We start from the raw sequence: 25,255 nt of genomic DNA, 5'->3' as shown, positions 1-25,255 counted from the left end.
TCGTCACCTATACCTTATCCGTTCTCATTTTACCTAATAAACCAGCTGGTTTCACTAGAAGAACAATAATTAATACACTAAACACAATAGCATCAGCTAAATTAGTGGAAATATATGCTTTTGATAAGCTCTCAATAATGCCTAATAAAATACCTCCTAGCATAGCACCAGGCACACTACCTATTCCCCCAAGAACAGCTGCTACGAAAGCCTTAATTCCTGGAAGAGAACCTGTATAAGGGCCTACAAACCCATAAGAACTCACGTAAAGCACACCAGCTACTGCAGCTAGTGCGGAACCAATAGCAAAAGTAATAGAAATGGTACGATTAACATTAATCCCCATCAATTGAGCTGCTCCTTTATCTTCTGAAACAGCTAACATAGCTTTACCAATTTTCGTTTTATTTATAAATAAAGTAAGACCTATCATAATAATAAGTGTTACCCCTAAAGTAACAATAGATTCACCAGTTAATTCAATGCCTGCTATTTGAATAGGCTGAATAGTAATAACTGAATTTACTTTTCTTTGTTTAGACCCAAAAAGCAATAAAGCTACGCTTTGTAAGAAATAACTTACACCAATAGCAGTAATAAGCACTGTAAGGGGTGATGCTTTTCTAAGAGGTTTATAAGCAATTTTCTCAATAGTTACACCAAGTACTGAACAGACCACAACGCTAGCTATTACTGCTACAGTAGGTGGTAAATTAAGGCTTGTCATAATTAAAGACAATGTATAAGCACCGACCATAATAACGTCTCCATGTGCAAAGTTCAACATTTTCGCAATACCATAAACCATGGTATAACCAAGGGCAATAAGTGCATAAATACTTCCAAGATTAAGTCCATTAATAAGTTGTTCAATAAAGCCCATGTTTGTTCCTCCTTTTTAATTCGTTTATCTTCTCTCTTTCATAGCTAATCATCTCTAATACCTCCACAAGCAGCCAGATCCAATCTCTTAGATTGCCTGTGGGGGCATAAGAGGTGGCTAACTAAATAAAATGCTGCCCTAAATAGCTCTCCTACTAGTCTTAAGCAAGCTATTTAAGGGCAGCCTTAAACATAGATTAATATCTATTATTTAGCAACATATTGTCCATCTTGGATCATAGCAACCAAAGCTGATTTATTTGGTTCACCCTCAGCTGTGAAAGTCATATCGCCTGTAACACCTTTAACTTCAATTTTAGTCATAGCAGCAACTAGATTTTCATTTGTCACATCACTACCACAGGCTTCAATAGCAGCTTTGATAGCATATACTGCATCGTAACCATCTGCTGCAAATTGATCTGGTGTAGCATTATATGCTTTTTCGTAAGCAGCTACAAAAGATTTTACATTTTCTTTGTCAGCTGTAGCAACGAATGGTGTAAGGAAAATAGCTCCATTAATATTAGTTGTGTCACCACCTAATTGATCAATTACGCCATCCCAACCATCAGCACCAAAATATGGTAAGCTAACACCTACTGTTGTAGCTTGTTCTGAAATAGCAGCTACTTCTGCATAGTAGATTGGAAGGAAGATACAATCAGCATTAGTTCCTTTAATTTTTGTAAGTTGTGTTTTAAAGTCAATATCACCTGATGTAAATGATTCCTCAGCAGCAATATTTAAACCTACATTACCTGCTTCAGCTACAAATGCTTCTTTAATTCCCTTACTATAATCACTAGCTACATCATAAATAATAGCTACATTTTTATAACCATTGTCAGCTATGTATTTAGCCATTGTTTGTCCTTGAAGTGGGTCTGTAAAGCAAATTCTGAAACTATTTGGTTGTTTTGTACATTCTTGAGCTGAACCGCTTGGTGTGATCTGAAGAATGCCATCTTTTACAGATTCATCAGATACAGCAATTGAACATCCTGATGTAACTGCACCAACAAGTGCTGTAACGCCTTGGTCCATAATTTTGTTATATGCACTAACTGCTTTTTCTGCATCATTTACATCATCTTCAAATACAAGTTCTAATTTTTTTCCATTAACACCACCAGCTGCATTAATTTCATCAATAGCAACTTGTGATCCTTGCTTAACAGAAATACCATAAGAAGATGCATCTCCTGTTAGAGGTCCAATTCCTCCAATTTTATAAACATCACCAGATGTAGCTTTGTCACCACATCCTACTAAACTAGCAGCACACATAGTAGCAGCTAAAATGGCTAAACTTGCTTTAAAACTCTTTTTCATCGTCTTATCCCCCCTGGATTAAATTGACTTTTGACATATCTTTAACCAATATATTCATTACGTCAAAGTTAATGAAAATACAAAAAAATATTTTACATAAAAAATATACTATCATTTATAACATTTGTCAATTTATAATCTCGTACAGTTTATTCTGAATATTTAAAATAACGATGTTTTTGATTTACATTTTTTACAAATTGATTGTCCTTATTCCTTTTAATTACTGCATTATGCTTTGATTATTTTTTAATTTTTGCAATTTTAATGTGTTAATATATCTTTTCCTTTTTAAAGCTCTTAGTGATTTATGTCACTTTAATTCATTATAAGATTTTATTAATATTACAAAAAAAGAGCTTGCAACTTCTAATTTGCAGCTCCTTTTAACCTATCCTTCTTTTTTCTCTACACTTCTCTAAATTGCTTTCTATATACACTAAAAAAAATGATAAATACTAGTAACAAATTAATGCCTATTATTGCACCTTGTTCTAACGTGTACATCCTTAAACTCGGCTTACTTATTAAATAACTAATTTGTTGGCTATACGTAATTTTAGCTATTTTTTCAATACTTGTATTAAAACTCGATAGCATTGGTAATAGAGAAAGCACCAGTCCTAGTGGTACTGTTAAAGCAGTAGCCCCCATTTGATTTTTAGCTACTAGCCCTACTATAAAACCAATAAGCATAGAACAAATACTTCCTAACATCATGTTCATTATAAAGCTTACAAAACTACCACCACTCCACTTTCCCATTATGGCGAAACACAACGTTCCTAAATGGGTTCCTAAAAAATAAAACTTCCCACACCTATTAAATAAGTTATTGGCTTTACATTAGCTAGCATTAATACTTTTAAAGTACTTTTCTCTTTTTCTTCTGCAACTACTGAAGCTGTAGCTACAATAGGTAAAAATACCATATGCATAGACGCAAATATTTTTATAAAGAAATTTTCTTCACCTACCTGTGGTGCTATAGCTGTTACCATGATAAACCCTAATAACGGATACACAATATATAAAACTAATACCTGAGTATCTTTAAGTGTATCTTTTATCTGCTTAATAAAAATGGCTCCTACTTTATTTAACTGAATCACTGAGCTAGCTCCTTTCCTGTTAATTTAATAAAAACCTTTTCTAAGTTCGGTTCAGAGGAATGAATAGTAGCAACTTGTTCTTCTTCAAAATATTTAGCAATCACCTTTCCACTTGAGGGAATATGCTCTAATTCCACCACTTCTCCATCCTTTTGTAAAATAACAATCTTATTTTCTAAACTATGTTTAAGACAAATCTCTCTTGGTGTACCATATTCTATGATGGTCCCCTCAAAAAGTAGAGCTACTTGATCGCAAAGCTTTGTTGCCTCCTCCATATTGTGAGTTGTCAAAAATACTGTTGCCCCTTCATCTCTTAGACTTAAGATGAGTTCGTGAATAGTTTTAGCCGTTGTAGGATCTAGCCCGCTAGTAGGTTCATCTAAAAAAAGAAGCTTAGGTTTATTTAAAATAGCCCTTGCTAATACAAGGCGTTGCAACATACCTTTTGAAAGTTTTTGTACAGAAATCTTCTTTGCATCTTTTAAAGCTACTTGTTCCAATACCTCATCAATTCTGACTTTAGGCAAATGATAGAGCCTAACAAACAATAAAAGATTATCATAAACACTTAACCTAGTATATAAACCACAATTATCTAGTACCATGCCCATTTGATTATACTCTCTATCAGTTAATTGCTCACTTGAGATTCCTAACACTTCCGACTTTCCTGTAGTAGCTTTTAACTGTCCTGTTATTATTTTTAATAAAGTTGTCTTCCCTGCTCCAGAAGGTCCTAATAAGCCCAAGATTTCTCCTTGACTTATTTGTATGTTAATATCTTTTAAAGCTATTTTTTCACCAAAACACTTTTGTATATGTTCTAGGCTAATGACCATTTCTTTCCACCTCCTGTTTTTTTTGATACGCTGTTAATAATCTTTCATATTCCTTTTCTCTGCTTTTAAAAATCACACTAAAAATAAACATACTAATTAATAAGCTGACTATATAAGACACAATGAACCCTATCCACGCTAAGCCACTATCTATCGGAAACCATCCCCACCAAGCTACTAAAATTGTTATTGCAATAAATATGGTACTCATAAATAAAATCATTCTTTTGGCATAGCTCATTTTTTTAATCCAACATTCTGTTAGAAATACATGTTGCATGCTAGTCATAATAAAAGAAAGAATTGCAACTTGAAATATCCCCCCATAACTTAATCCTCTTGCTCCCAAAATAGTAGAAGCCCATTGTGCTTTTTCTCCACCCCACGCCCCAGTAATAGCAATAATTAAAAGCGCAACCATAAAACACCTTGCCATCTGGTCAAAAAACTTTATTAAACCAACTCGCTCCTTCATTATATTTTACCTAACCTTTCCTTTATATGAATGGCGTATTGCCTAGAGACATATAATTTCTCTTCATTACTTATAGTGACCTCTAAACGTCCACCAAAATCTGGTTTAATACGCTTAATATGTGAGAAATTAATTATTATTGATTTGCCGGCTCTAAAAAAATTGCTAGTTTCTAGCAGCTCTTCTAATTCATAGAGCTTTAAATTACTTTCATAAATGTCCCCAGCTGTATATAAAAAAGTACGCTTATCCACAGTGTCAATGTATAATATCTGAATAACATCTAAAATATAGATTTGTTGGTCTTTTATACCTTTTAGCTTCTTATTAAATAGCTCTAGTAGATCTTGAATTCGTTTTACTTCTTCATTTGCTTCTTTACAACGTATAATAACCTCTATCTCATTTTGATCTATTTGTGTATCAATATGAATTTTCACAGTTTCTCCACCTAACCTTCCCCCTTATATCCAATATATTTAAAATTATATATTCTTTCAATTAATTATTTCTAAGTTGCTACTTATAATACCTAAGTGGTAAGTAGCTTATACAATTTAATAAGGCGGATACCGTTCTTACGATATCCACCTTATTAGTTATATTCTTATTTATTTTTTAACTTATGACCGTTTCAGTCAACCTATTTCAACTACATGCTCTAGCCTTACTGGTTGACTTTTTTTCATCCCGAATAATGTATTAAGAACGGGGCAGCGCTTTAATACTACATAGATAGCTATAGTAGCAATAAAACTTAAAATCATTATCACTAAACTTTGCACACTTCTATATGGCACGAGAGGTAATACATAATAACCAATAGTAATAATAACAGTCTGATGAATAAAATAAATCCCAAAGGAAGCTTTTGCTAAATAACTAAAAATTTTATTTGTACCAGTTAGATATTTTCTTCCAAACCCTATTAATGCCAATATTGTTAACCATGAAGCGGCATGCCTAACAGCAGAGATGGCTACTGTCAATAGATTAAATATTCCTATTGAATTAATCTTTCCTAATACTCCCATCATATCTAACAAACTAGAAATTGCAAGTAAGCTGATAGCTCCTATTGCTAATGGCATTTGATTTTTCTGTATCTCTTCTAAATTCTCTTCTCTAGAAAGCACCAAGAAGCCTATTATAAAATAAGTCATATACTGTCCAATTCTTTCACCAATCTCAATGATACTAAAAATCTGAATGATAAAAAACAAGGGAATCATTCTCCATAAGTTACCCTTTTTTAAAGGTTTTCTTCCGTTTTTCTTCACGAAGTTTATGATTGGTAAACTTAGTATGCTTATCAAGAACAAAAATAGTAAAAACCATAGGTGAGCTGGTGTAAGTCCTCCTTTATAGCCACTTAAATCTGTTATCTTTGTAAAAAATAGTCCGTACTGTTCTATAAAACTCCCTGTATAGCCATTATGAAATCTTTCTGCATAATAAGTTTGAATAGGCACTGTAAGTACAACTCCAAATATAAATGGCATCAGAAGTTTTGAAAAACGCTCCTTGCAATACTCTTTTATAGAACGTTTTTGAATACTATAAGCTGTACTCATTCCTGCTAATACAAAAAGCAAATTCATAAACCATATAGATGTAATGGATATAAATAGTGTTGGTATTATATGAGGTGTCCCTTCTATATAAAAGGACTCAGTTAAAGTATACATTCTCAGTGTATGAAACGGAAACAAAAGTAAAATTAGAAATGTCCTTAAATGGTCAATATAATATTTTCTCATCTTTAGCCCCCAATAATAACTATTTATCTTCTACTTAATTACATTTATCAAAAACTTAAGCTTATATGTGGGTTTTAGCTGGACTTTAGTAAATAAAAAAACTAACGGTCTTTAATCACATAAGTATTAGCAATGCAATCATGTAACCCTTGCTTTTGCGCAGAAAGTCCAATCATTATAAAACCTATAAAGACAAAGCCCATGGACAAGAACTTAGAGACAAATCGTATTAGTGCTTGAAGTAATGTAATTTTTTCTCCATTTGCATTAACAACACGTATTTTCATAGCTCGCTTCCCAATGGTAGTACCCTTATTAAATACTTCAAAACCCATAAAATAAGTAATTACAATTAGCATTACTGTCTCTTGAGCATATATCTTATCTGTTACGCCTATAATTATTGCCAATAAAGTACTTACTATCCACATATCAATCCAAATAGCTATTCCTCTAGAAAAAACACCTGCAAAAACACCTCGAACATACTTTAAGTCTTGTTGTTTTCCCATTGCTTGGTTTTTTCTTAATTCTTCTTGCTCTCTTTGTAACCTGTAACGTTCAGCTACTTCTCTTTGTTTTCTCTGTCTTCTTGTTTCATATCCTACTGGTAGTATAGGATTAACTGCAGTGTTTTTTATATCATTCGTTACAGAATTTGGCATAGAATCAACTGTAGTAGTCGAAGTGATCCCACCTACTGTTCCCCCCATAGTAGTACTTGTAGGTCCATTAATCTTAATATTAATGCCACCTACATTCACTTCTATATTTGAGCCTTGAGTTTGTCTAATCTCTGGTACTGGTATTGGATTTTCTATGGGTGCCCCACATCCTCCACAGGTTACTTCCCCTGGTAAGCATGTTCTCCCACAATATTCACATTTCATCTCTAATCTCCCCTATAAGTATTAATCTGTTTATACTGCTTTATTTGTTATTAGATTATTTTACCATGTTTTAACTATTTTTTATATTATATTATGTATTTTATATCAATCAAATTATTCAATTAATATAATACGTATTTTATTAATTGATATTCCTAGTACACAAAGCTATCCACTTCTAGTCATTGGCACATAAAACAGGGTAAGGCCTTATGGAAATTATCTTTCATACTACCTTACCCTTATATTTATTTTAAATACTACTCCATCTTGATAATTCTAAACTCTGCATAATTACTATGATATACCCAGGCTTTATTGATTAATCCCTATAATGTAAAGATAAGCATCTTCTTTCTTAGAGATGGCATATTCTTCAAGCACTGTACATTGACTTCTACTACTTACTTCTTTCAATACTAAACTCTTATCTCTTGTATACATAATTATTACAGCTTCATTCTTTAATACACTCAATGCCTTATTAAAAAACTCATGATATAGCATTACCATTTCTTGTTCAGATTTTCTGCCTCCACGAGTTGGCATATTGGTAAAGATTTCATCAAATAAATAATTATGTGTAAAGTCAAAGAAATCACGATTTATAAAGTTAATAACAGTCTCTGCTCTTTTGGCATTAATAATTGCCTTATCTATGGCTTCTCCAAATAAATCAATACCATACATTGGATTTGCTGGAACTAACTTATGACGTTCTATCAGCATTGTGCCTACTCCACAGAATGGGTCTAATACCTGTGCCCCTTCTTTTAAATATGGCTCAGAAATTTTAGCTACAAGGGCTGCCGTTACTGGCTGAATACTAGCTGCTACTGCATGCTTTCTATATTCAAAACGCTCATCTTTAATGGTATAAAGCTTAAGAAGTACATTAAACTGCCCTTCTTTATTTTCAACTAACCTAATTTCCACTTCATAATTTGAGGTAGAATTAATTAATGCTCTATCTGATGCTTTTTCTAACTCGAAAGCCAATTTTTTGGCAAAAGCACTTTTCTTATCTAGAGGCATTTTAGTTTTTATCTCTAATCTAAAATAATAAGGCAATTCTCCTGTATGTCTTTTAGTTAAAAATGCTAATAAACCACCTTTATATATGGCCATTGCCGCTTCTGTTGGGTCATTTACAACAGTGGCTACATCTTTTAATCGAAAAAGTAATTCTGAATAAGTTCGAATACTTAATATTTCTTTTAGATCTTTTGTTCGTACTAATACCCCTGCATTAAAAATCCTTTTGTTGCCTTGGTGAATTTGTTCTAAAGTAATATCTTGGTGATCTCTATTAGTAAGTAAAATCAAATCCGATAATTCATCATATCCCATGAAAGTATGCCCTTCAGGTCTTTCTATATCTAAAATCATATTAGTAAGTATCTTCATTTCTTCATGAATATGTTTCATACTTGTTTCTTCAAAGTTACTAGTTGTTAAAAAACTTAAACGTTCCTTCAATTCTTCAAGCAAATGACGATAATCTAAATGACTTAGCGCCACTAGATAGTCTCCTTTAACAAAAAGCTTATCTTCCTTTATATAGGCTTCAAAAAGCTTATCAACAAATTCAGGTACTGCTAATTCTCCCATAATTAAGGCTGTATTTTTACGCACTTTAGCATCTTCATCTTCTAATAGCTTGTATAAAAGTGTATAACTACCTGCTAAATAATAAATAAAAGCCATACGATTACTTTCTTCTTTTAATAGCTTTTTAAGTTCTATAAGATTTTTTCTAACCTCGTGTCCACCTTGTATATTTTCATAAATTGCTCTAAGCATATTTTCTCCTTATGACTCATGTGTTATATTTGTTCAATTTACACTATCACCTTTTAACTCTTTTCGCAACTCCTACCTTTAGATAAACGCCTTTAATTACCTACCCAAACAGTATCTTGAATATATTATTTGCATTAATGTTATTTTCAAAACATTATTCCTACTTGTAAAATTGAATTATATACATTGCTCCCTCTAGCTTACGTCAAAACAAGCTGTTTCTACTATGGAGTATTTTCATTGCCAATATTTTATAAAAGTTTTAAGGAAATACATGCTATTAGAACTACCTACTATATTACATTCATCTAAATATATAAAAAAACGCAAGCCCTTAATTACTAGGAGCTTGCGTTTTTATTTAACTAAGAGGATTTGTTAATGGTTTGGAATGGTTTTGTTTATCTATTACTACATTCTTTCGTGGAAGGTACGGCTGATAACATCTAATTGTTGTTCTTTTGTAAGCTTAATAAAGTTTACAGCATATCCTGATACACGAATTGTAAGTTGTGGGTATTTTTCTGGGTGGTCCATTGCATCAAGTAATACTTCTTTATTAAGAACGTTTACATTGATGTGTTGTCCTGTTTGGCCAAAGTAACCATCTAAGATACCTACCATATTTGTAATACGATCTGTTTCGTTATTACCAAGTGTTGATGGTACTAATGAGAATGTATATGAAATACCATCATTAGCATGTTCAAATGGTAATTTAGCAACTGATGCACAGGCTGCAAGAACACCTTTTGTTTCTCTACCATTCATTGGGTTTGCACCTGGTGAGAATGGTACACCAGCTTGACGTCCGTCTGGTGTTGCTCCTGTTTTCTTACCATATACAACGTTTGATGTAATTGTAAGAACAGATTGTGTGTATACAGAGTCTCTGTATGGTGTGTGTTTTCTGATTTCTTGCATAAAGTCTTCTACTAATGATACAGCAATTGAGTCTACCTTATCATCGTTGTTTCCGTATGCTGGGTATTCTCCTTCGATTTCAAAGTCAATTGCAATACCTTCTTCATTTCTAATAGGTTTAACTTTAGCATGTTTAATAGCTGATAATGAGTCTGTTGCTACTGCAAGACCTGCAATACCACATGCCATTGTTCTTAAGATATCTGTATCATGAAGTGCCATTTCAATTCTTTCGTAAGCATACTTATCATGCATGAAGTGAATGATGTTAAGGGCATCTGTGTAAACTTTAGCAACCCATGCTTTAGTGATTTGGTAGTTTTTCATTACTTTATCGTAGTCAAGATATTCATCACCAGTCATTGGTTCAATACCTGGTACTACTTTGATACCAGTTTTTTCATCTACACCACCATTGATTGCATAAAGTACAGCTTTAGCAAGGTTAGCACGAGCACCAAAGAATTGCATTTGTTTACCGATTCTCATTGGAGATACACAACAAGCAATACCGTAGTCATCACCAAATTGTGGTCTCATAAGGTCATCACTTTCATATTGAATAGCTGATGTATCAATGGATACTTTTGCACAGAAGTTTTTGTAACCTTGTGGGAAATGTTCACTCCAAAGTACTGTTAAGTTTGGTTCTGGAGCTGGTCCAATGTTATAAAGTGTGTGGAGGTAACGGAAACTATTTTTAGTTACAAGTGAAGCACTCATATCTTCTAACATACCACCAAGTGATTCTGTTACCCATGTTGGGTCTCCTGAGAATAATTCGTTGTATTCTGGAGTTCTAAGGAATCTGATGATACGAAGTTTCATGATAAATTGATCAATGATTTCTTGAACTTCTTGTTCTGTAAGTTTACCTTCTTGTAAATCTCTTTCTGCATAAATATCAAGGAATGTAGATGTACGTCCGATTGACATAGCTGCACCATCTTGTTCTTTAGTTGCTGCAAGATAAGCTAAGTATAACCATTGAGTCGCTTCTCTAAAGTTTTCAGCTGGTCTAGATAAATCAAATCCGTACATTTGGCCTAATTCTTTAAGTTCATTTAAGGCTTTGATTTGTTCTGCTAATTCTTCACAGTCTCTCATTGTTTCTGCTGTAAATACTTTAGAACGTTCTTCTTTATCTTTCATTTTGAATTCGATTAATTTATCGATTCCGTAAAGAGCAACTCTTCTGTAGTCACCAATAATACGTCCACGACCGTAAGCATCTGGAAGACCTGTTACAACGCCTACTTTACGTGCTGTACGAATATCTTTATTGTATACATCGAATACACCTTGGTTATGTGTTTTTCTGTATTTTGTAAAGATTTCTTTCATTTCTGGATCTACTTCATAATCGTATGCTTTTAAAGCATTTTCTACAACTCTCATCCCACCAAATGGATGACAGCTTCTTACAAGTGGTGCATCTGTTTGAAGACCAACGATTTTTTCTTTATCTTTATCAATATAACCTGCTGCGTGAGAAGTGATTGTTGCTACTGTTTTAGTATCTGCAAAACAACCTCTTTCTCTTTCTTTTACCATAAGTTCGCTAAGTTCACTCCAAAGATCTAATGTATCTTGTGTAGGACCAGCTAAGAAACTATCGTCACCTGTATATTCTGTATAGTTGTTAACGATGAAATCTCTTACATTAATTTCGTTTTCCCATTTGCCTGATTTAAAGTTTCTCCAATGTGTCATATGCGCTGTAAAAGTAGATGCTTTGTGCTCCACCTTTACTACACCCCCTTTGATTAGTGAATTTTGACTTTGTATACTGTATACACTTCTAACTTGAATTCATTATACTATATGAATTTCGTTTTGTAAATAATAATTATTATTTTACAGTAAATATTTTTTAATAATTTAAGTTTTCTATTAGAGTCTAAACTTATTTGTATTTAAACAAAAAAAATGTTACCCCTTTGGGTAACATCTCACTTACTATATCCATCTATCATTTTAAGCATTTATTAATTGCTTCTACTATTCTATCGGCTTGAAAAGGCTTAACAATAAAGTCTCTGGCTCCTGCTTGAATAGACTCTAGTACCATTGCTTGTTGTCCCATAGCTGAGCACATAATAATTTTGGCATTTGGATCTTCAGCTTTAATTTGCTTTACAGCACCAATCCCATCTAATTCAGGCATTGTAATATCCATTAATACTAAGTCCGGGGATACTTCTTTATAACGTTCAATTGCTCTTAGACCATTTTCTGCTTCACCAGCTACTTCAAACCCATTCTTTGTTAAGATATCTTTTAACATCATTCTCATGAATGCTGCATCATCTACCACCAATATTCTTCCTGCCATTTGTTTCACCTCATATATCTAGTCTTTAATCTTTCTTCTTATTTCGTAATAATAAGTCGATTTCTTTAGTTTTATACTTTAGTTTTATACTTTACTTTAAGATTATACCATAATTTCCTATATCATGGAATAATATTCTTACTTATCTCTTCACCTATTATTTTTAACCCTTTAGAAATCTCTTCTTTCTTCAGCCTTGCAAATCCTATACGAAGGCTAGAAGTTACTTTCATACTAGGTTCAAAAATATCACCTGGCATAAATAGTACGCCTCTCCTATAGCACTGCTTTAGTAGTTCCCTCGTATCTATCTTATGATTTAACTCAATAAAAATATGAAGTCCTCCCTCTCCCCAAAGCTTCTCATAGGGTATATATTCTTTGATTTGCTCTACTGTATATAAATATTTTTCTCGATAATATTTTTTTGCTTTTTTTACATAGCGTTCAAAGGCACCACTTTTCATATATTGTACAAAAACAGCTTGATCTACGAAGGAAGTATGAATCGTTTTTGCCCTCTTTACACTTTCCAAAGTATCAATGCAGGCTGAGTCTGCCATAATCCAACCCAACCTTAATCCAGGAAATAGTATTTTAGAAAGGCTTCCTATATAAATAATATGATTACTTTCACCGGTCAGTGCCATAAGTGGCATAATATGCGAACTAGAATATAAAAGCTCTTCGTTAAATCCATCTTCTATACAAGGTGTATGATAGTCACTTAATATACCATACACCATTCTTCTTCTTTCTCCGCTCATTACAATTCCAGTAGGATTCTGATAAGAAGGTGTGAGATATACCCATTTAGGTCTATGTTTAATTATAGTAGCTTCTAACTCCTCTGGTAATATGCCTTGTTCATCCATAGGCACCCCTACTACTTGCAAGCCATAAGCCTTCATCATTTTTAACGTTGTATGGTGAGTTGGACTTTCACATACAATAACATCTCCTGGCTGAGTATACGTACTTAAAATAAGATCTAACCCTTCTGTAAAACCATTGGTGATTAAAATATCTTTTTTACTCCCACCTACTCCTTTACCTTCCATGTAATTCATTAAATACTCTATTAAACCTCTATAACCTTTTGCATAACCATAATTAAGTAATTTTTCTCCCTCTAGTGCCATAACATCTAAAAACGCTCTTTTAAACTCTTCTACATCAAACAAATTTCCTTCTGGTGCAATGCTTTTAAAAGAAATCATTCCTTTTTCATAGTGGGGTTCTGTTTTAATAATATCCATTTGTTCACATGTTTGACCATAGCTATTAATCCGCTGTTTCCACTTTATGTTCACTTCTTGCCAATCATTTTTAGCTTCTTCTTTTACAAAAGAGCCTTTTCCCTTAATACTATAAATGATGCCTCTGCTCTCTAAGTTTTCATAAGCTGTTAAAACTGTATTTCTACTAATCCTCAGTACACTACTAGCTTCTCTGGTAGAGGGCAATTTACTATCCTTAATTAATGCTCCTGCTTTTACCGCTTTTTCTATATGGTTTTCTATTTGCTCATAAATAGGGGTATCTTGATTAAGTATTAGTGTAGAAAAAATCAAATTTACTCCTCCTTGCTGTTTAAGTTACTAAACGTATCCAATATATTCACTTTATCATACATCCTTTTCATACTCAACATTGCCTATAGAGGTAGATAGTAAAACATCCTCTTATCTTTAATACTTCAAATAAGAGGATGTTTTTATTATTTTATTTTTATAGTCGTTCTTTGTTCACAGCTTTTGCAAATATAAGTCGCTTCTGTTTCTTTTAGCTCATGAATTTCCATGAACTCCCCACAGTGAGGACAAGTTTTGTAGCGTTTGAGGCTATAAGGTAATGTGCTAGATTTTTCTTTCGTAAGTTGCTTTTGTACTTTATCTACTGGATCAAATTCACCCATACGTTCTTTAACATCTTGCTTAGTAGTCTTGTGTGACACTTTTTCAAATTCATCCATACGAGATTCTACATTCATTCCTTATCCTCCTTTTACGTCTATTTTATTGTAAGAAAGCTGATCCTATTGATTGAATATTATTTTGTATACTTTGAGCTATAGCCATTAATTCTGCTGTAGTAAGTTCCAAAACATATTTTACTTCTTCTTTACTTTCAAACTTAACATCTTTTGCTTTAATAGCCTTTGCACCATATTCTACTGCAAAATTAACTTGCATTTCATTACTGTAATCATCACTTACTTTACAAGTTAATTCATCTATAGTAGTAGATATTTCTTTTGCACTTACTACTTTGGTTCCTTTTCCTGCTATAGTAGCTGACCCTGTGTAAGGAAGTGTTGCTTCGAAGTTAACTTCAAAGTTATTATCCTTAGCTTTTGAATCATAAGACGTATTATAGCTAATAAAACCTGTTTCTCCATCAGATGTAATGCTTACTTTGAAAGCTTGTTCGAATACACTACCTTTTTCACCCAAATTATTATTAAATGCCACTTCTACTTGAGCCTCATCATTTACTCCAAACGAAAAGCCAATCTCATTAAGTAAATTTTCTTTATCACCCAAATTAAATTCAACACTTATCATCTCTTCATCATATGCATTATCAATAATAGTGCACACTCCTGATCGAATAAAATAATCATCTACATGAAGTTCAAATTTTACATCTACATCACCATATGTACTGCCTTGTGCTATTTGTTCTAATAATTCTTCTTGAGTAACACCTGAGTATTTTGCTACTAAATTAAATAGGCGGTCAGCAAAATCTAGTTCCATAATAATAGCCATTTGTTCTTTATTAAAATTGGCCATTTGCTCACCAGTTAAAGTAACCTCATAAACATCGTAGCCTTCTACTTTTTCATTAAGCTTTTCTATATCCAAGCCTTTAATGGTATCTTCATATAATTTATTAACCTTGTCAATATACTCTTTATTATCTGCCATGCCTAAAATGCCATTAAAATAGTCACCTATAGCAGTAAACATTTCTTTAACTTCTTCTATTTGTGCTTCATCAATACTTTCTCCGCCCCCTAGTGCATATATCGGTGAGTCTTGTAAGTCTTCAAATAAAGTATCTAATTTAATAGCATATGGATTTCCTAGTACTTTAGGAATATCAATTCCTAATTCTTGGTCAGCTTTATAAAGCGTCGCACCAACCAATTCTAAATCACCTTGCTTTGCTTTTAAATCAGCATTCCAGTACTTTCCGTCTTTAGTATAAGCCAAATCACCTTGAACAGCTAGATCTTTTACAACTGCATTAATAATGCTCTCATTTTCCATGCCGCTTACACCTTTAATTTTTACATTAAAGTTCATATCAGCCGCTTCTGATTTTAAAATATCAGCTAAAACCTTGCCACCATTTCTTTCTTCAAGTAATGTCATCTCACTAGCTAACTTGTCTTGTGTATTAAGAAGCGCTGTATGTACTATTTCTTGTGGTGTACCCTTTAACGTTCTCAATTTAACTTTAGAACCATTATTTCCTAAACCACCCATAGCTAATAAACCTACTGTTATTGCTAATACTCCCACAATACATGCAATGAGTACTACAATCTTCTTATTACCCTTTTCACTATTTTTTGTGCTCATTACTTCATTTTGATTATTTTCTTCCAACTTCGTTCCCCCTTAAATCATTATATGTATATCACATACCTTTACATTATATCGGAATAGATAGAATATTTCCACCCTTGATCACGTATTATTATAAGTATTTTATCATATTTATTAATTGCCTTCTTAATTAATACCTTTAAAAGGATCTCCTGTTCAACAAACAAGTAAGTTGACCTCTTTTTAATAAAAAGCCGAAAAATAAATTGTCACGAATCAAAAAGAAATTACACTAATGAAATAGAAACATGTTTCGGAAAGAAGGTGATGTATTGCAAAATAATGATATGAATAAACTCTACGAAAGGCATAGCAAAATGGTTTACCTCTTCCTTTTTCGAATGACAGGAAGCCATGAACTCGCAGAAGAATTAACGCAAGAAACCTTTTACCAAGCATTTTTATCCTATGCCCATTTTCGTGGAGAATGTAAAGCATCTACTTGGCTATGTCAAATTGCTAGGCATGTGTGGCTACAGTACTTGCGTAAAAAAAAGGATTTATACTCCATAGAAGAGATCGCAATACCTTTGACCAATATAAACTTATTTGATCCATTAAAGACTTATATTCTAAAAGAGGAAAAAAACACTTTTTATCACATGCTGCAAAAATTACCAAACGACATGAGAGAGGTTGTCATCCTCCGAATTACATCCGAACTAAGTTTTGCAGAGATTGGGGAATTACTAGGAAAAAGTGAAACATGGGCTAGAACTAATTTCTTTAGAGCCAAGCGAAAGCTACAAGAATACATCAAAGAAATGGAAAGGAGCTAAAAGTCATGAAATTAAATTGTTATATTGTTGAGGATTTAATGCCTTCCTATATTGAAAATCTAACTAATGAAAATACCTCTAAGGATATTCAAGAACATTTTATTGAATGTGAAAGGTGCAAAAAACTTTATTCAGATATGAAACAGGAGATCCTCCTACCCAAAAACCTGCAGATGGATAATGAAGAGAAGAATAAAAGTGATTTGAAATATCTGGGTAAGATTAGAAAAAATTGCGATCGAAAATCAGTCATTAGCCTCATTGTATTCGTATGTATTACTGCATTATTACTTATGATTGCGTGGAATAACATCGGAAATATTCATACAAGCGTAAAGTTATCTTATGTGGTGCTTCCATTAGTTATTTTAACCGGTGGTTTTTTATGCTATAGAAGGTTTGAAAAAAGCAGACAAAGAAACTGGGATTTATGGCTCGGTCAGATACTCGTATTAACCACGGCAATAATAGTCATTTTAATTATGTACCTTTCTTATTCATGGGTAAATAACCATACTTACCCTTTGGGGTTACAGGCGTATGAAATAGGACCATTTGTAGCTAGATTTTTATATCTTGGTATAGGCATTGGGGCTGTAGTCTTTTTCTATGGAGCTCTCCAAATTTTAAAAAAATCTTTTGCTTACTATTTTTTGTGTTCTCATTCGATTAGCCTTATATGTATGTCTATAGGATTTTATCGAATTTTAAAAACCCTGTCTAGTATAGAAGGATATACGTTATTGTGCTTACAGACAGGTATTGTTTACTGGATTGGCTTTGTCATAACCATTATCCTTTGGTGCATTTTAAAAAATAAAAGGTTATAAAATTACTCTAACAATAAAAATGCTGAACGGCCACATCAATGTACCATCTGTGGCTGTCCAGCATTTTCTTACTTAAATTAATCCATATTTCTTAAAGCTTTTATATAAACCATCCTCATCAGGAGAATCTGTGATATCATCCGCCACTTTCTTTAGAGCCTCTGCACCATTTGACATTGCCACACCACAAGCTACATATTGTAGCATCTCTATATCATTATAACTATCCCCATAAGCATAAGTATCCTTCTGCTCAATACCTAGCGCTTTGAGTACAATCTCTATTCCTGTTGCTTTATGCACTTCTTTTAGCATAAGTTCACCGCATAGTTCTCCTTCTCGTCCATAAGACCCTGGAATAGCTACGAAGTTCTCTTTAAACTCTTCTTGCACTTCTTTTAAAGACAATTGAGCTCCCATAAAAGTGACTTTATTAATATCTTCTCTTATGATATCTCCCTCATCTTGCATATGTGCAATAAAAGAAAGCATATTTTTTTCAAGATCTTCTTTAGCATCTGGATAACGGGCGATATTAGCATTCATCATCGCCATCAAATAGGCTTTTCCACCTTTACTGGCATAAACCTGACTAGTGGCCTCTAAATAAAATTCAATATGGTTGGCCTCAAAAAAGTTCACAATATGTGTGACTTCTTCCTTAGGAATATAAACTTCATGAATAGCTTTTCCTTCTAATTCTACATAACCACCTGCTGCTCCTATAATGCCATCTAGATTCATTTTAAAAATTTCTTCAGGTATCTCAGCTCTAGAGCGTCCTGTACACACAAAAATAACATGTCCTTTTTTTCTTGCTGCTGCAATAGCTTCTCTAGCTGAGTCTGGTATTTTCCCATGATGATTAACAAGTGTTCCATCTATATCTAAAAAAATGGCTTTTTTATTCATGATGCACCTTCCCTTCTCTCTATAAGTCTATTATAGCTTATCCCTTCTCTTCTGCCTACTTCACTTTTCTTGCACCTAAGTATTCCTTAAAAGCTTATGGCCCAGCCTTATAGCAAATTCTGTATTAACATTAATAATGGCTGCTACCTTAGGGTCTTTGTAGCTTTCATTTTTCATAGAAAGTTTTTGGCATAAAACTGCCGAATGAATAATCGTATCTCTTATATAATGCTTATTTTCTTTTCCTTCTAAACTAGCAATACTTTGCTGTTCTAATACAGTATTAAGCTTGTCAATTTCCTTAATTAACTCCTTAATACCATCCTCTATTTTATAAGGCACCAGCCTAGCACTTAACTCTGCTACAGTAGCACCTATTATCACATAAATGATTCGGTAAAAAACTAGGACATTAACCCCACTACTAAATGCCGATAAACTCATGGAGACAATAGTTAAAAAGAATGAGATGCGATAATAGTCATTAAAAGCATAGATCAAATAATAGCCACCTATTAAAAGTACTAAATTAATCCACCAGGTTCCTATGACATTAATGACTATGCCTACAATAATAGCTGCTAATACATTACTTTTTATCCTATCCTTCTTCTTCCTAATAGTATCCTCATAGTAAGGTGCTGTAATAGAAATAATGGGAATAACCACCCAAATGATTTTATAAAAGCCTAATAAATCTGCTAAAGATAGACTTACAGATAAAATAAAAGACATACGCATAGCAAAATTAAAGCTTATACTCTTAGGATTGCAAATGGTTTTTATACTCATTTGTACATGCTCTAGATTAGACCGCTGCCAATTATAATAGAGTTTATCTCTTGTCTTATAATCTAAAATATTTAGTTCAACGAAATTGCTATAAATCCCATAAATCATATCTACTATTTCTTCTTCAAATCCATTAGCTACGCTATGTTCTTCTAAAAAGCGCCATAAAATTCTAATCACTTTTGTTCGTGTTATTTGTCTTTTAAAATAGCTATCAATAACTTCTGTAATACCTATAAGTTTCTGCAATGCCTTTTTGTCAAAGCGCCCTCTTTGATACTCACATGATAGCTGCACTAAGAGAACATTAAAATAGCTAATATTCATATAGAATTGAAACTGTATCTTTCCTACATAAGTGGTTAAATATCGCCTATAGCCTGTTAAATAAATGCTATGTGCTACTTCATTCATATACTTATTGCAAGTAGAACTAAGTGCTTCATCATAATGTCCTTCTAGAATACACTTTAGTTGTTCATTAATTACTTCCCAAGCCTTACCGATATTGGGATCTAAAAGTGCCTTATTCTTGTGCTGTTTAATTAAAGTAGTTCCCAACATAACCACTAAGACAAATACGACTAATAATAACCTACTAGGTAATGCACTAAGTTCTATAGTATTATACTGTGAAAACACATAAAGCATGATAAAGGTTTTATATGCCATTTGATCATAGGGTGAAACAAAATAATAAGTAATAACAAACAAAGTAGCCATATTAATAGGTATTCCCCACCACCTATTTTGGGATGCTAGAAAGGCTAAACAAACAATCAGGGTATCTATTAAAATCAGTTTTGCAATCTTCCTTACTGTTTGTACTCTTAAATTTTGCTTTTCAAAAGTATTTGCCCCCAATAAAATAACAAAAGCAATCATCATACTACTTTTTCCAAATAAAAATCCTGCTATAAAAGTTACTAAGACCATCACTGTTCCTTTTAAAAGCGTATCTGGTACATCTATTTTACTTTTTGATAATAAAGAGTTCATCATTAGTTTCATTCCTACCCTTATATTCTTAAGGATAGTTTGGTTATTTTTTCATATCTTATTCTTATTCTTATTACATCTATATCTCTGAGCTTTTTACCTTTTAAAGAATCCCCATAAAACAATTAATTTGGTCTGCTAAGTTTAGTGCCTTAGGTTGCCAGCTTCTCTTTACTTCTATTTGCAATACTGGCGATTCACTGATTTGCTTGATAAACTCATCTAGCGCTTCGTCATACCATGGAGGAGTCCAAGGACCTGAACGACATATATGAATAGCTGCTACGTCTATTTCCCTTGTAAATAATTCCTCTAAACTAAGAAAGTGTACTTCATAAGCATCCATTATTTCCTTAAAATCTTCTGCATCTTCTTTCGTATAGGGACTGTAAATAATATTAGCCTTATTTATATACTTTTCCTTTAGTAACTTTCCTAACCAATTGGCACAGTTTATTTCAAACTCTAATGCTGCCAAACCACCATAGCCCAAATCACTGTGAGCATCTAAAGAATATACTTCTGTGCAATCCCACTCTTTAGCAATCTTATAGGCTTCTTCATGCCCCTCAGTTACGATAATAGTTATCGTCTTCTTTAGCTTCAGAGCTTTTTTAGCTTGCTTCCAAAACGTTTTGTAAAAAGGTGTCAAATTATAAAAGTTCTCCAAGTGTTCATTTCTTTGTAAGCAAATTAAATGACGCCTATACCACTCTTCTAATAAGTTAACTTGATTTTCTCTATAAGACATATAGTGCTGACTATGTACATTAATAAAATAATCCCAGTCTATAGTTAAAAGTACTTTGTCCATTATTATGCTCCCTTCTCTTCTTTATTAATGGTTAAATGGCTCTCATCGTATATAGTGAGTATTTTATTCTTTGTAAACCTTACTATTCTTTTTAGTATACACCATATTTCAAGTAAAGGCATGATTCTCTTCCTTAATAAGTCATTTGAAATGCCTACAATTTATTCACTGAATAATTATTTCGTCTCAATACAAAAAAGGTGTAGCAAACTTAAAACTTGCTACACCTTTTCATGTATTTATTCCTACCCAGTTATTAATATGCTCTTTCTAAAAGCACCCTACTCATTTCCTTGAGCATGCTTTTATATTCATTATCTGGTAATTGACCTATTAATTTATAAGCTTTATCAGTATATTTTTTAGCTAAGTTTCTAGCACTCTCTATTCCGCCTAATTCATGAGTTAGCTTAAAAATAGCTGCAATATCTTCATCCTCATATATTTCTTTATCTAGAATAGTTAAAAGCTCCTTTGGCTGTTTCTCTAACACATAAATGAGAGGCAAGGTATACAACCCATCCTTAAGGTCATTGGCACTATCTTTGCCTAATGTATTCGTATCACTAACATAATCTAAGATATCATCAATAATTTGAAAAGCCATTCCTATATTATGTCCGATATTCCAAAATAGTCTACTCAGTTTTTTATCACAATTACTTTCTGCAGCTCCTATATAAAGGCTTAGTGAAAATAATTCTGCTGTTTTTCCTGAAACACGCTTTAAATAATTTTTAACTGATACATTTTTATCAAAACGTGAGTTAAGTTGTTCTACTTCTCCTAAGCAAATTCTAGACATAGCCTTACTATCTATTTGAATGCTTTGCAGAGAGGCCGTGCTTGCTAAAAGCTTAAAGCAGATACAAAATAGATAATCACCAATATAAACTGCATAGTCCTTCCCATATTTTGATTGGACCGTCTCTTTTCCTCTACGAAGCTTTGCATCATCAATCACATCATCATGTACAAGTGTCGCCATATGGAAAAACTCCATGACTGCGGCTAACACCCTTGTTCGCTCTTCTTCGTACTCACCAAACTTTGCTGCAATGATAGAAAAGCCTGGTCGAATCATTTTCCCATTTGAATGAATCATATCCTTAATAGAACTTTCAATTACCTTATCTTTGCAATAAGCATTTTCATCCATAAGGTCTATAACTACTTCTAGCTCTTTTTTGATTTCTGGATAACTATCCCAGAGTTTATGCATTAATGATTCCTCTTTTCTATTTCCATGATATCTCTAAATATAGTAAGTTTATTCATGTGCCCTATTACATAATTCGCTGCCATTCCCACAAAAATACCAGTTACAATTCCTGCCAAGGACAAGAATGGCAAATATAGCATAACGCCTATATTTCTCACAATAAATGCCGCTACTAAGAGCTGACCAATATTATGGAATACTGCACCTGCCGCACTTACTCCTATAATACTTACTTTTTCTTTTAATCCGTCCTTAATCACTACCATAATCAAAAAACTAAGTACTGCACCCATACTACCATACATTAGCCCCGATACACTTCCGCCAAAAATACTACTAAGAAAAAGTCTAGCAACTATCACTTTAATAACATCGCTTTTCTTTGGTAAGGTATAAAGTGCTAATACAGTAATCAAATTGGCTAAGCCTAATTTAGCACCCGGCGTCATAAAAGGAACAGGAATATTTCTTTCAATCAAATGTAGCACTAATGCAAGAGCTACAAGGAGGGACATATAAATTAAATGTCTTGTTTTTTGCATATTTCTCCTCCTAATAAATTCTGCCATCTACTTCATTATTATGGTCAGTACCCTTTATTTCTATATAAACTTGGTGTGGTAAACAAACAATCACATCACCAACTTGGTTTTTTGCCCCAAACTCCTCACAAAGATGATCTGGACAATCTGCTTCTTCTACTCTGATGCTTTCATTCTCTACCACTAACACATTTGTTCCTATTGACGATTTAATCGTATATTCCTTAGACGTAACTTGTCCCGTTAAAGGAATATCCATATAAGGCTTACCTCCTACCGTAATATAAGCATAGGTACCATTAAAGTCTCCTAACAAAAACACTTTAAATAATAGATACGGTAAGAAGGAAATGAGCAATAACACTCCAATAATTATTTTATCCCATTTTTTCATGGCGTTACCCTCTTTTTACCAACAACTTTTACATACAAATTTCGCCTTACACAAAGGTAAGGCGAAATAAAATCATTTATATTAAGCAGTTTTTTCTTCTTTATAAATATGCTTGTTCTTACCAATCCACCAATTGCCTACTAGCTTAGTAATCCATGGCATTACATAGTAATCAAGACCAAATGTTCTACCAGCACCACTCATTAAAGCAATTCCACCAAAAGTATACCATAAAATATCCCATCCAGCCATAGCTGAAAGTATAAAGTTCATAGTCATGAATACTGATGCTGCTGAAGCAAGCCATGTGAATAAACCAGCAATAAGCGCAAGTCCAATCCCAATTTCTAAAATAACAACCATGATTTGGAAAATATTAGCCATAGTTTCATTTGGAATCATGATTTTCATAATAGATTCATAGAATTTAGGCATACTACTTAAAATAGGTGTTGCATATTCTACTGCACCTTCTGCTGCTGATGAAGCACCTGTTAAACCATCTTGAAGCCATGAAAATGGCATATTGATATTACCAGCTTTTACCCAGCTGTCTGCACCAATTGTAAATAGCCACTCACCTTTATGGAATAGGGCATCTACTGCAGTTTCCCATGTACCTTCACCACAGAGTTTAGCAAGACCTTCTAATAACCATACACAGCCCACATAAAGTCTAAGTGGAATGAGCCATAAACGATTACCTTTAGAAGCTAAGTGTCCTCTAAGAATCGTTCTATTTTCTTTCATATCAAAGAATTCATGTTGTAAATAGTGATATACAGCTGGAATATTAAGTATTCCAAATAAGTAAATCATATTTACAATATGTTTTGCTGCCATAGCAAAGAAACCGGAAAGTTTAATACCCATTAAATTTGCTACACAGTATTTACCACCTATTGATACCATGAAACCATGATAACTAGATTTGAATTTTACTTTTTCTTTGTTTTCAATAGAAGCAATAATATTTTTCACTGCTGTTGTCGCTGTTTGCTCTGCCGCTTCTACAATTTGAGGATTTCCTTTACCTGGCTCCTCTTCTACGTATGCACAGTCACCGATTAGATATACATTTTCATGATGAGTTGATTGCATGTACTCATTAGCTTGAAGACGGTTAGCTCTAGTGGTTTCTAATCCATAGGCTAAGCATGCAGTGTTATTTTGGATACCACAAGTCCAAATAAGTGTTTGTGTTTTAATCACTTCACCTGATTTTAATGTAATAGCATCTGGTGTTACTTCTGTAATTGGGCTATCTTTTAAAATACGTACACCATGTTTAGTCATGTATTTTTCAGCTTTATCAGCTTGTTTTCTATCTAACATGTTAAGAATAGTGCCTGCTGCTTCTACTACAAGAAGTGATACTTCGCTTTCATCTACTCTATACTCACGTGCAAGCGTTGATTTCCACTCCAGAAGTTCACCTGCCATCTCAATCCCTGTGAAGCCTGAACCTGCCACAGCGAAAGTAAGCATTTCTCTTCTTTTAGCTTCATCTCTTTCAAGTGAAGCTGCTTTAAATTTGTATTCAATATGTTCTCGGATTTTAAGGGCATCTTCAAGAGACCAAAGGCTAAATCCATACTCATCAACACCTGGTACACCAAAAGATGCTGGTTCATTACCCATTCCAATCATTAAGTAATCATATGCATACTCACCATATGTTGTTTTTACTTTTTGCGCAGCTATATCTACATTATCGATATAGTCTACTACTACTTTTACTTTCGTTCTGTGGAAGATTTGGCTAAGGTCTACCTTAACTGACTCTTCTGGCACACGGCCACCTGCTACCTCATGAAGTTCTGTCATGAGAGTATGATACGGATTTTTATCGATTAGTGTGATTTGTACATCGTTATTTTTCTTGTACTTTTTAGCAAGTTTTTTTGCGGCATGCACTCCAGCATAACCTGCCCCAAGTATAACGATATTCGTTACTTTACTCATCCTTCACCTCGTTTATAATGTGTCTCAT

The 25,255-nt window shown here is 33.2% G+C and carries 24 protein-coding genes; 2 read left to right on the top strand and 22 right to left on the bottom strand.

Annotation, left to right across the window (positions count from 1 at the left end; all coding sequences use genetic code 11):
* Positions 1–7: 7 nt before the first annotated feature.
* The 15 genes from CLOLE_RS04765 to CLOLE_RS04695 all read right to left on the bottom strand — a co-directional run bounded on the left by CLOLE_RS04765 (position 8) and on the right by CLOLE_RS04695 (position 15,978).
* Complete coding sequence (locus CLOLE_RS04765; RefSeq protein WP_013655949.1) at positions 8–883, bottom strand: branched-chain amino acid ABC transporter permease; 876 nt, start codon at positions 881–883, stop codon at positions 8–10.
* A 206-nt stretch (positions 884–1,089) separates the two neighbouring features.
* Positions 1,090–2,217, bottom strand: a complete 1,128-nt coding sequence (locus CLOLE_RS04760) for an ABC transporter substrate-binding protein (protein ID WP_013655948.1) — start codon at positions 2,215–2,217, stop codon at positions 1,090–1,092.
* Between the two features lie 408 nt (positions 2,218–2,625).
* Positions 2,626–2,982 carry a hypothetical protein gene (locus CLOLE_RS04755; RefSeq protein ID WP_041712909.1) on the bottom strand — a complete coding sequence of 119 codons (357 nt, stop codon included), beginning with the start codon at positions 2,980–2,982 and terminating at the stop codon, positions 2,626–2,628.
* A gap of 32 nt (positions 2,983–3,014) precedes the next feature.
* Positions 3,015–3,329: a hypothetical protein gene (locus tag CLOLE_RS04750; RefSeq protein WP_041712908.1), complete on the bottom strand. Its 315-nt coding sequence runs from the start codon at positions 3,327–3,329 to the stop codon at positions 3,015–3,017.
* Positions 3,326–4,171, bottom strand: coding sequence for an ABC transporter ATP-binding protein (locus CLOLE_RS04745; protein WP_013655947.1), 846 nt, complete (start codon positions 4,169–4,171; stop codon positions 3,326–3,328). The genes CLOLE_RS04750 and CLOLE_RS04745 overlap by 4 nt, the downstream gene beginning before the upstream one ends.
* The gene (locus CLOLE_RS04740; protein ID WP_013655946.1) at positions 4,161–4,646 is read right to left on the bottom strand and encodes a hypothetical protein; all 486 of its coding nucleotides are present in this window, start codon (positions 4,644–4,646) and stop codon (positions 4,161–4,163) included. The genes CLOLE_RS04745 and CLOLE_RS04740 overlap by 11 nt, the downstream gene beginning before the upstream one ends.
* On the bottom strand, positions 4,646–5,086 hold the full coding sequence (locus tag CLOLE_RS04735) for a LytTR family DNA-binding domain-containing protein (RefSeq protein ID WP_013655945.1): 441 nt from the start codon (positions 5,084–5,086) through the stop codon (positions 4,646–4,648). The genes CLOLE_RS04740 and CLOLE_RS04735 overlap by 1 nt, the downstream gene beginning before the upstream one ends.
* A 198-nt stretch (positions 5,087–5,284) precedes the next feature.
* Positions 5,285–6,406 carry an acyltransferase family protein gene (locus tag CLOLE_RS21655; RefSeq protein WP_013655944.1) on the bottom strand — a complete coding sequence of 374 codons (1,122 nt, stop codon included), beginning with the start codon at positions 6,404–6,406 and terminating at the stop codon, positions 5,285–5,287.
* Positions 6,407–6,507: 101 nt separating this feature from the next.
* Positions 6,508–7,296: an RDD family protein gene (locus tag CLOLE_RS21650; RefSeq protein WP_013655943.1), complete on the bottom strand. Its 789-nt coding sequence runs from the start codon at positions 7,294–7,296 to the stop codon at positions 6,508–6,510.
* Positions 7,297–7,611: 315 nt separating this feature from the next.
* On the bottom strand, positions 7,612–9,099 hold the full coding sequence (locus tag CLOLE_RS04720) for a TRM11 family SAM-dependent methyltransferase (protein ID WP_013655942.1): 1,488 nt from the start codon (positions 9,097–9,099) through the stop codon (positions 7,612–7,614).
* 411 nt (positions 9,100–9,510) lie between these two features.
* Complete coding sequence (gene pflB, locus CLOLE_RS04715) at positions 9,511–11,736, bottom strand: formate C-acetyltransferase (RefSeq protein WP_041713413.1); 2,226 nt, start codon at positions 11,734–11,736, stop codon at positions 9,511–9,513.
* Positions 11,737–11,995: 259 nt separating this feature from the next.
* Positions 11,996–12,358 (bottom strand): response regulator, encoded by a 363-nt coding sequence (locus CLOLE_RS04710; RefSeq protein WP_013655940.1) that lies wholly within the window; start codon positions 12,356–12,358, stop codon positions 11,996–11,998.
* Between the two features lie 122 nt (positions 12,359–12,480).
* Complete coding sequence (locus CLOLE_RS04705) at positions 12,481–13,932, bottom strand: aminotransferase-like domain-containing protein (RefSeq protein ID WP_013655939.1); 1,452 nt, start codon at positions 13,930–13,932, stop codon at positions 12,481–12,483.
* A 146-nt stretch (positions 13,933–14,078) separates the two neighbouring features.
* Positions 14,079–14,351, bottom strand: coding sequence for a hypothetical protein (locus CLOLE_RS04700; protein ID WP_013655938.1), 273 nt, complete (start codon positions 14,349–14,351; stop codon positions 14,079–14,081).
* A gap of 25 nt (positions 14,352–14,376) precedes the next feature.
* Complete coding sequence (locus tag CLOLE_RS04695; protein ID WP_013655937.1) at positions 14,377–15,978, bottom strand: hypothetical protein; 1,602 nt, start codon at positions 15,976–15,978, stop codon at positions 14,377–14,379.
* A gap of 272 nt (positions 15,979–16,250) precedes the next feature.
* On the opposite strand from CLOLE_RS04695, the gene CLOLE_RS04690 reads away from it, so the two are divergent.
* On the top strand, positions 16,251–16,757 hold the full coding sequence (locus CLOLE_RS04690) for an RNA polymerase sigma factor (RefSeq protein WP_013655936.1): 507 nt from the start codon (positions 16,251–16,253) through the stop codon (positions 16,755–16,757).
* Positions 16,758–16,762: 5 nt separating this feature from the next.
* A complete protein-coding gene (locus CLOLE_RS04685) occupies positions 16,763–17,587 on the top strand; it encodes a zf-HC2 domain-containing protein (protein WP_013655935.1) in 825 nt (274 codons plus the stop codon).
* Positions 17,588–17,659: 72 nt separating this feature from the next.
* Here the strand turns inward: CLOLE_RS04685 and CLOLE_RS04680 are convergent, their stop codons facing one another.
* The 7 genes from CLOLE_RS04680 to CLOLE_RS04650 form a co-directional block, all read right to left on the bottom strand.
* Positions 17,660–18,499, bottom strand: a complete 840-nt coding sequence (locus CLOLE_RS04680) for a Cof-type HAD-IIB family hydrolase (protein WP_013655934.1) — start codon at positions 18,497–18,499, stop codon at positions 17,660–17,662.
* 75 nt (positions 18,500–18,574) lie between these two features.
* Positions 18,575–20,290: an FUSC family protein gene (locus CLOLE_RS04675; RefSeq protein WP_162145066.1), complete on the bottom strand. Its 1,716-nt coding sequence runs from the start codon at positions 20,288–20,290 to the stop codon at positions 18,575–18,577.
* 103 nt (positions 20,291–20,393) lie between these two features.
* Entirely contained in the window at positions 20,394–21,104 is a 711-nt protein-coding gene (locus CLOLE_RS04670) for a hypothetical protein (protein ID WP_013655932.1), read from the bottom strand.
* A gap of 256 nt (positions 21,105–21,360) precedes the next feature.
* A complete protein-coding gene (locus tag CLOLE_RS04665) occupies positions 21,361–22,326 on the bottom strand; it encodes a polyprenyl synthetase family protein (RefSeq protein WP_013655931.1) in 966 nt (321 codons plus the stop codon).
* Positions 22,326–22,868, bottom strand: a complete 543-nt coding sequence (locus tag CLOLE_RS04660) for a Gx transporter family protein (RefSeq protein WP_013655930.1) — start codon at positions 22,866–22,868, stop codon at positions 22,326–22,328. The genes CLOLE_RS04665 and CLOLE_RS04660 overlap by 1 nt, the downstream gene beginning before the upstream one ends.
* Before the next feature lie 10 nt (positions 22,869–22,878).
* Complete coding sequence (locus CLOLE_RS04655; RefSeq protein WP_013655929.1) at positions 22,879–23,262, bottom strand: NusG domain II-containing protein; 384 nt, start codon at positions 23,260–23,262, stop codon at positions 22,879–22,881.
* A gap of 81 nt (positions 23,263–23,343) precedes the next feature.
* On the bottom strand, positions 23,344–25,227 hold the full coding sequence (locus CLOLE_RS04650) for an FAD-dependent oxidoreductase (RefSeq protein ID WP_013655928.1): 1,884 nt from the start codon (positions 25,225–25,227) through the stop codon (positions 23,344–23,346).
* Positions 25,228–25,255: the final 28 nt, after the last annotated feature.

The organism is Cellulosilyticum lentocellum DSM 5427, from assembly GCF_000178835.2.
In the GTDB taxonomy this organism is placed as follows: domain Bacteria; phylum Bacillota; class Clostridia; order Lachnospirales; family Cellulosilyticaceae; genus Cellulosilyticum; species Cellulosilyticum lentocellum.
Note: the sequence above shows the minus strand (reverse complement) of the source record. Positions and strands in the feature narration are given on the sequence as shown.

Excerpts from the sequence above, each read along its gene's own strand:
- CLOLE_RS04765 (WP_013655949.1), bottom strand. The coding sequence starts at position 883 with ATGGGCTTTATTGAACAACTTATTAATGGACTTAATCTTGGAAGTATT.
- CLOLE_RS04760 (WP_013655948.1), bottom strand. The coding sequence starts at position 2,217 with ATGAAAAAGAGTTTTAAAGCAAGTTTAGCCATTTTAGCTGCTACTATG.
- CLOLE_RS04755 (WP_041712909.1), bottom strand. The coding sequence starts at position 2,982 with ATGGGAAAGTGGAGTGGTGGTAGTTTTGTAAGCTTTATAATGAACATG.
- CLOLE_RS04745 (WP_013655947.1), bottom strand. The coding sequence starts at position 4,171 with ATGGTCATTAGCCTAGAACATATACAAAAGTGTTTTGGTGAAAAAATA.
- CLOLE_RS04740 (WP_013655946.1), bottom strand. The coding sequence starts at position 4,646 with ATGAAGGAGCGAGTTGGTTTAATAAAGTTTTTTGACCAGATGGCAAGG.
- CLOLE_RS21655 (WP_013655944.1), bottom strand. The coding sequence starts at position 6,406 with ATGAGAAAATATTATATTGACCATTTAAGGACATTTCTAATTTTACTT.
- CLOLE_RS21650 (WP_013655943.1), bottom strand. The coding sequence starts at position 7,296 with ATGAAATGTGAATATTGTGGGAGAACATGCTTACCAGGGGAAGTAACC.
- CLOLE_RS04720 (WP_013655942.1), bottom strand. The coding sequence starts at position 9,099 with ATGCTTAGAGCAATTTATGAAAATATACAAGGTGGACACGAGGTTAGA.
- pflB (WP_041713413.1), bottom strand. The coding sequence starts at position 11,736 with ATGACACATTGGAGAAACTTTAAATCAGGCAAATGGGAAAACGAAATT.
- CLOLE_RS04710 (WP_013655940.1), bottom strand. The coding sequence starts at position 12,358 with ATGGCAGGAAGAATATTGGTGGTAGATGATGCAGCATTCATGAGAATG.
- CLOLE_RS04700 (WP_013655938.1), bottom strand. The coding sequence starts at position 14,351 with ATGAATGTAGAATCTCGTATGGATGAATTTGAAAAAGTGTCACACAAG.
- CLOLE_RS04685 (WP_013655935.1), top strand. The coding sequence starts at position 16,763 with ATGAAATTAAATTGTTATATTGTTGAGGATTTAATGCCTTCCTATATT.
- CLOLE_RS04680 (WP_013655934.1), bottom strand. The coding sequence starts at position 18,499 with ATGAATAAAAAAGCCATTTTTTTAGATATAGATGGAACACTTGTTAAT.
- CLOLE_RS04675 (WP_162145066.1), bottom strand. The coding sequence starts at position 20,290 with ATGAACTCTTTATTATCAAAAAGTAAAATAGATGTACCAGATACGCTT.
- CLOLE_RS04670 (WP_013655932.1), bottom strand. The coding sequence starts at position 21,104 with ATGGACAAAGTACTTTTAACTATAGACTGGGATTATTTTATTAATGTA.
- CLOLE_RS04665 (WP_013655931.1), bottom strand. The coding sequence starts at position 22,326 with ATGCATAAACTCTGGGATAGTTATCCAGAAATCAAAAAAGAGCTAGAA.
- CLOLE_RS04660 (WP_013655930.1), bottom strand. The coding sequence starts at position 22,868 with ATGCAAAAAACAAGACATTTAATTTATATGTCCCTCCTTGTAGCTCTT.
- CLOLE_RS04655 (WP_013655929.1), bottom strand. The coding sequence starts at position 23,262 with ATGAAAAAATGGGATAAAATAATTATTGGAGTGTTATTGCTCATTTCC.
- CLOLE_RS04650 (WP_013655928.1), bottom strand. The coding sequence starts at position 25,227 with ATGAGTAAAGTAACGAATATCGTTATACTTGGGGCAGGTTATGCTGGA.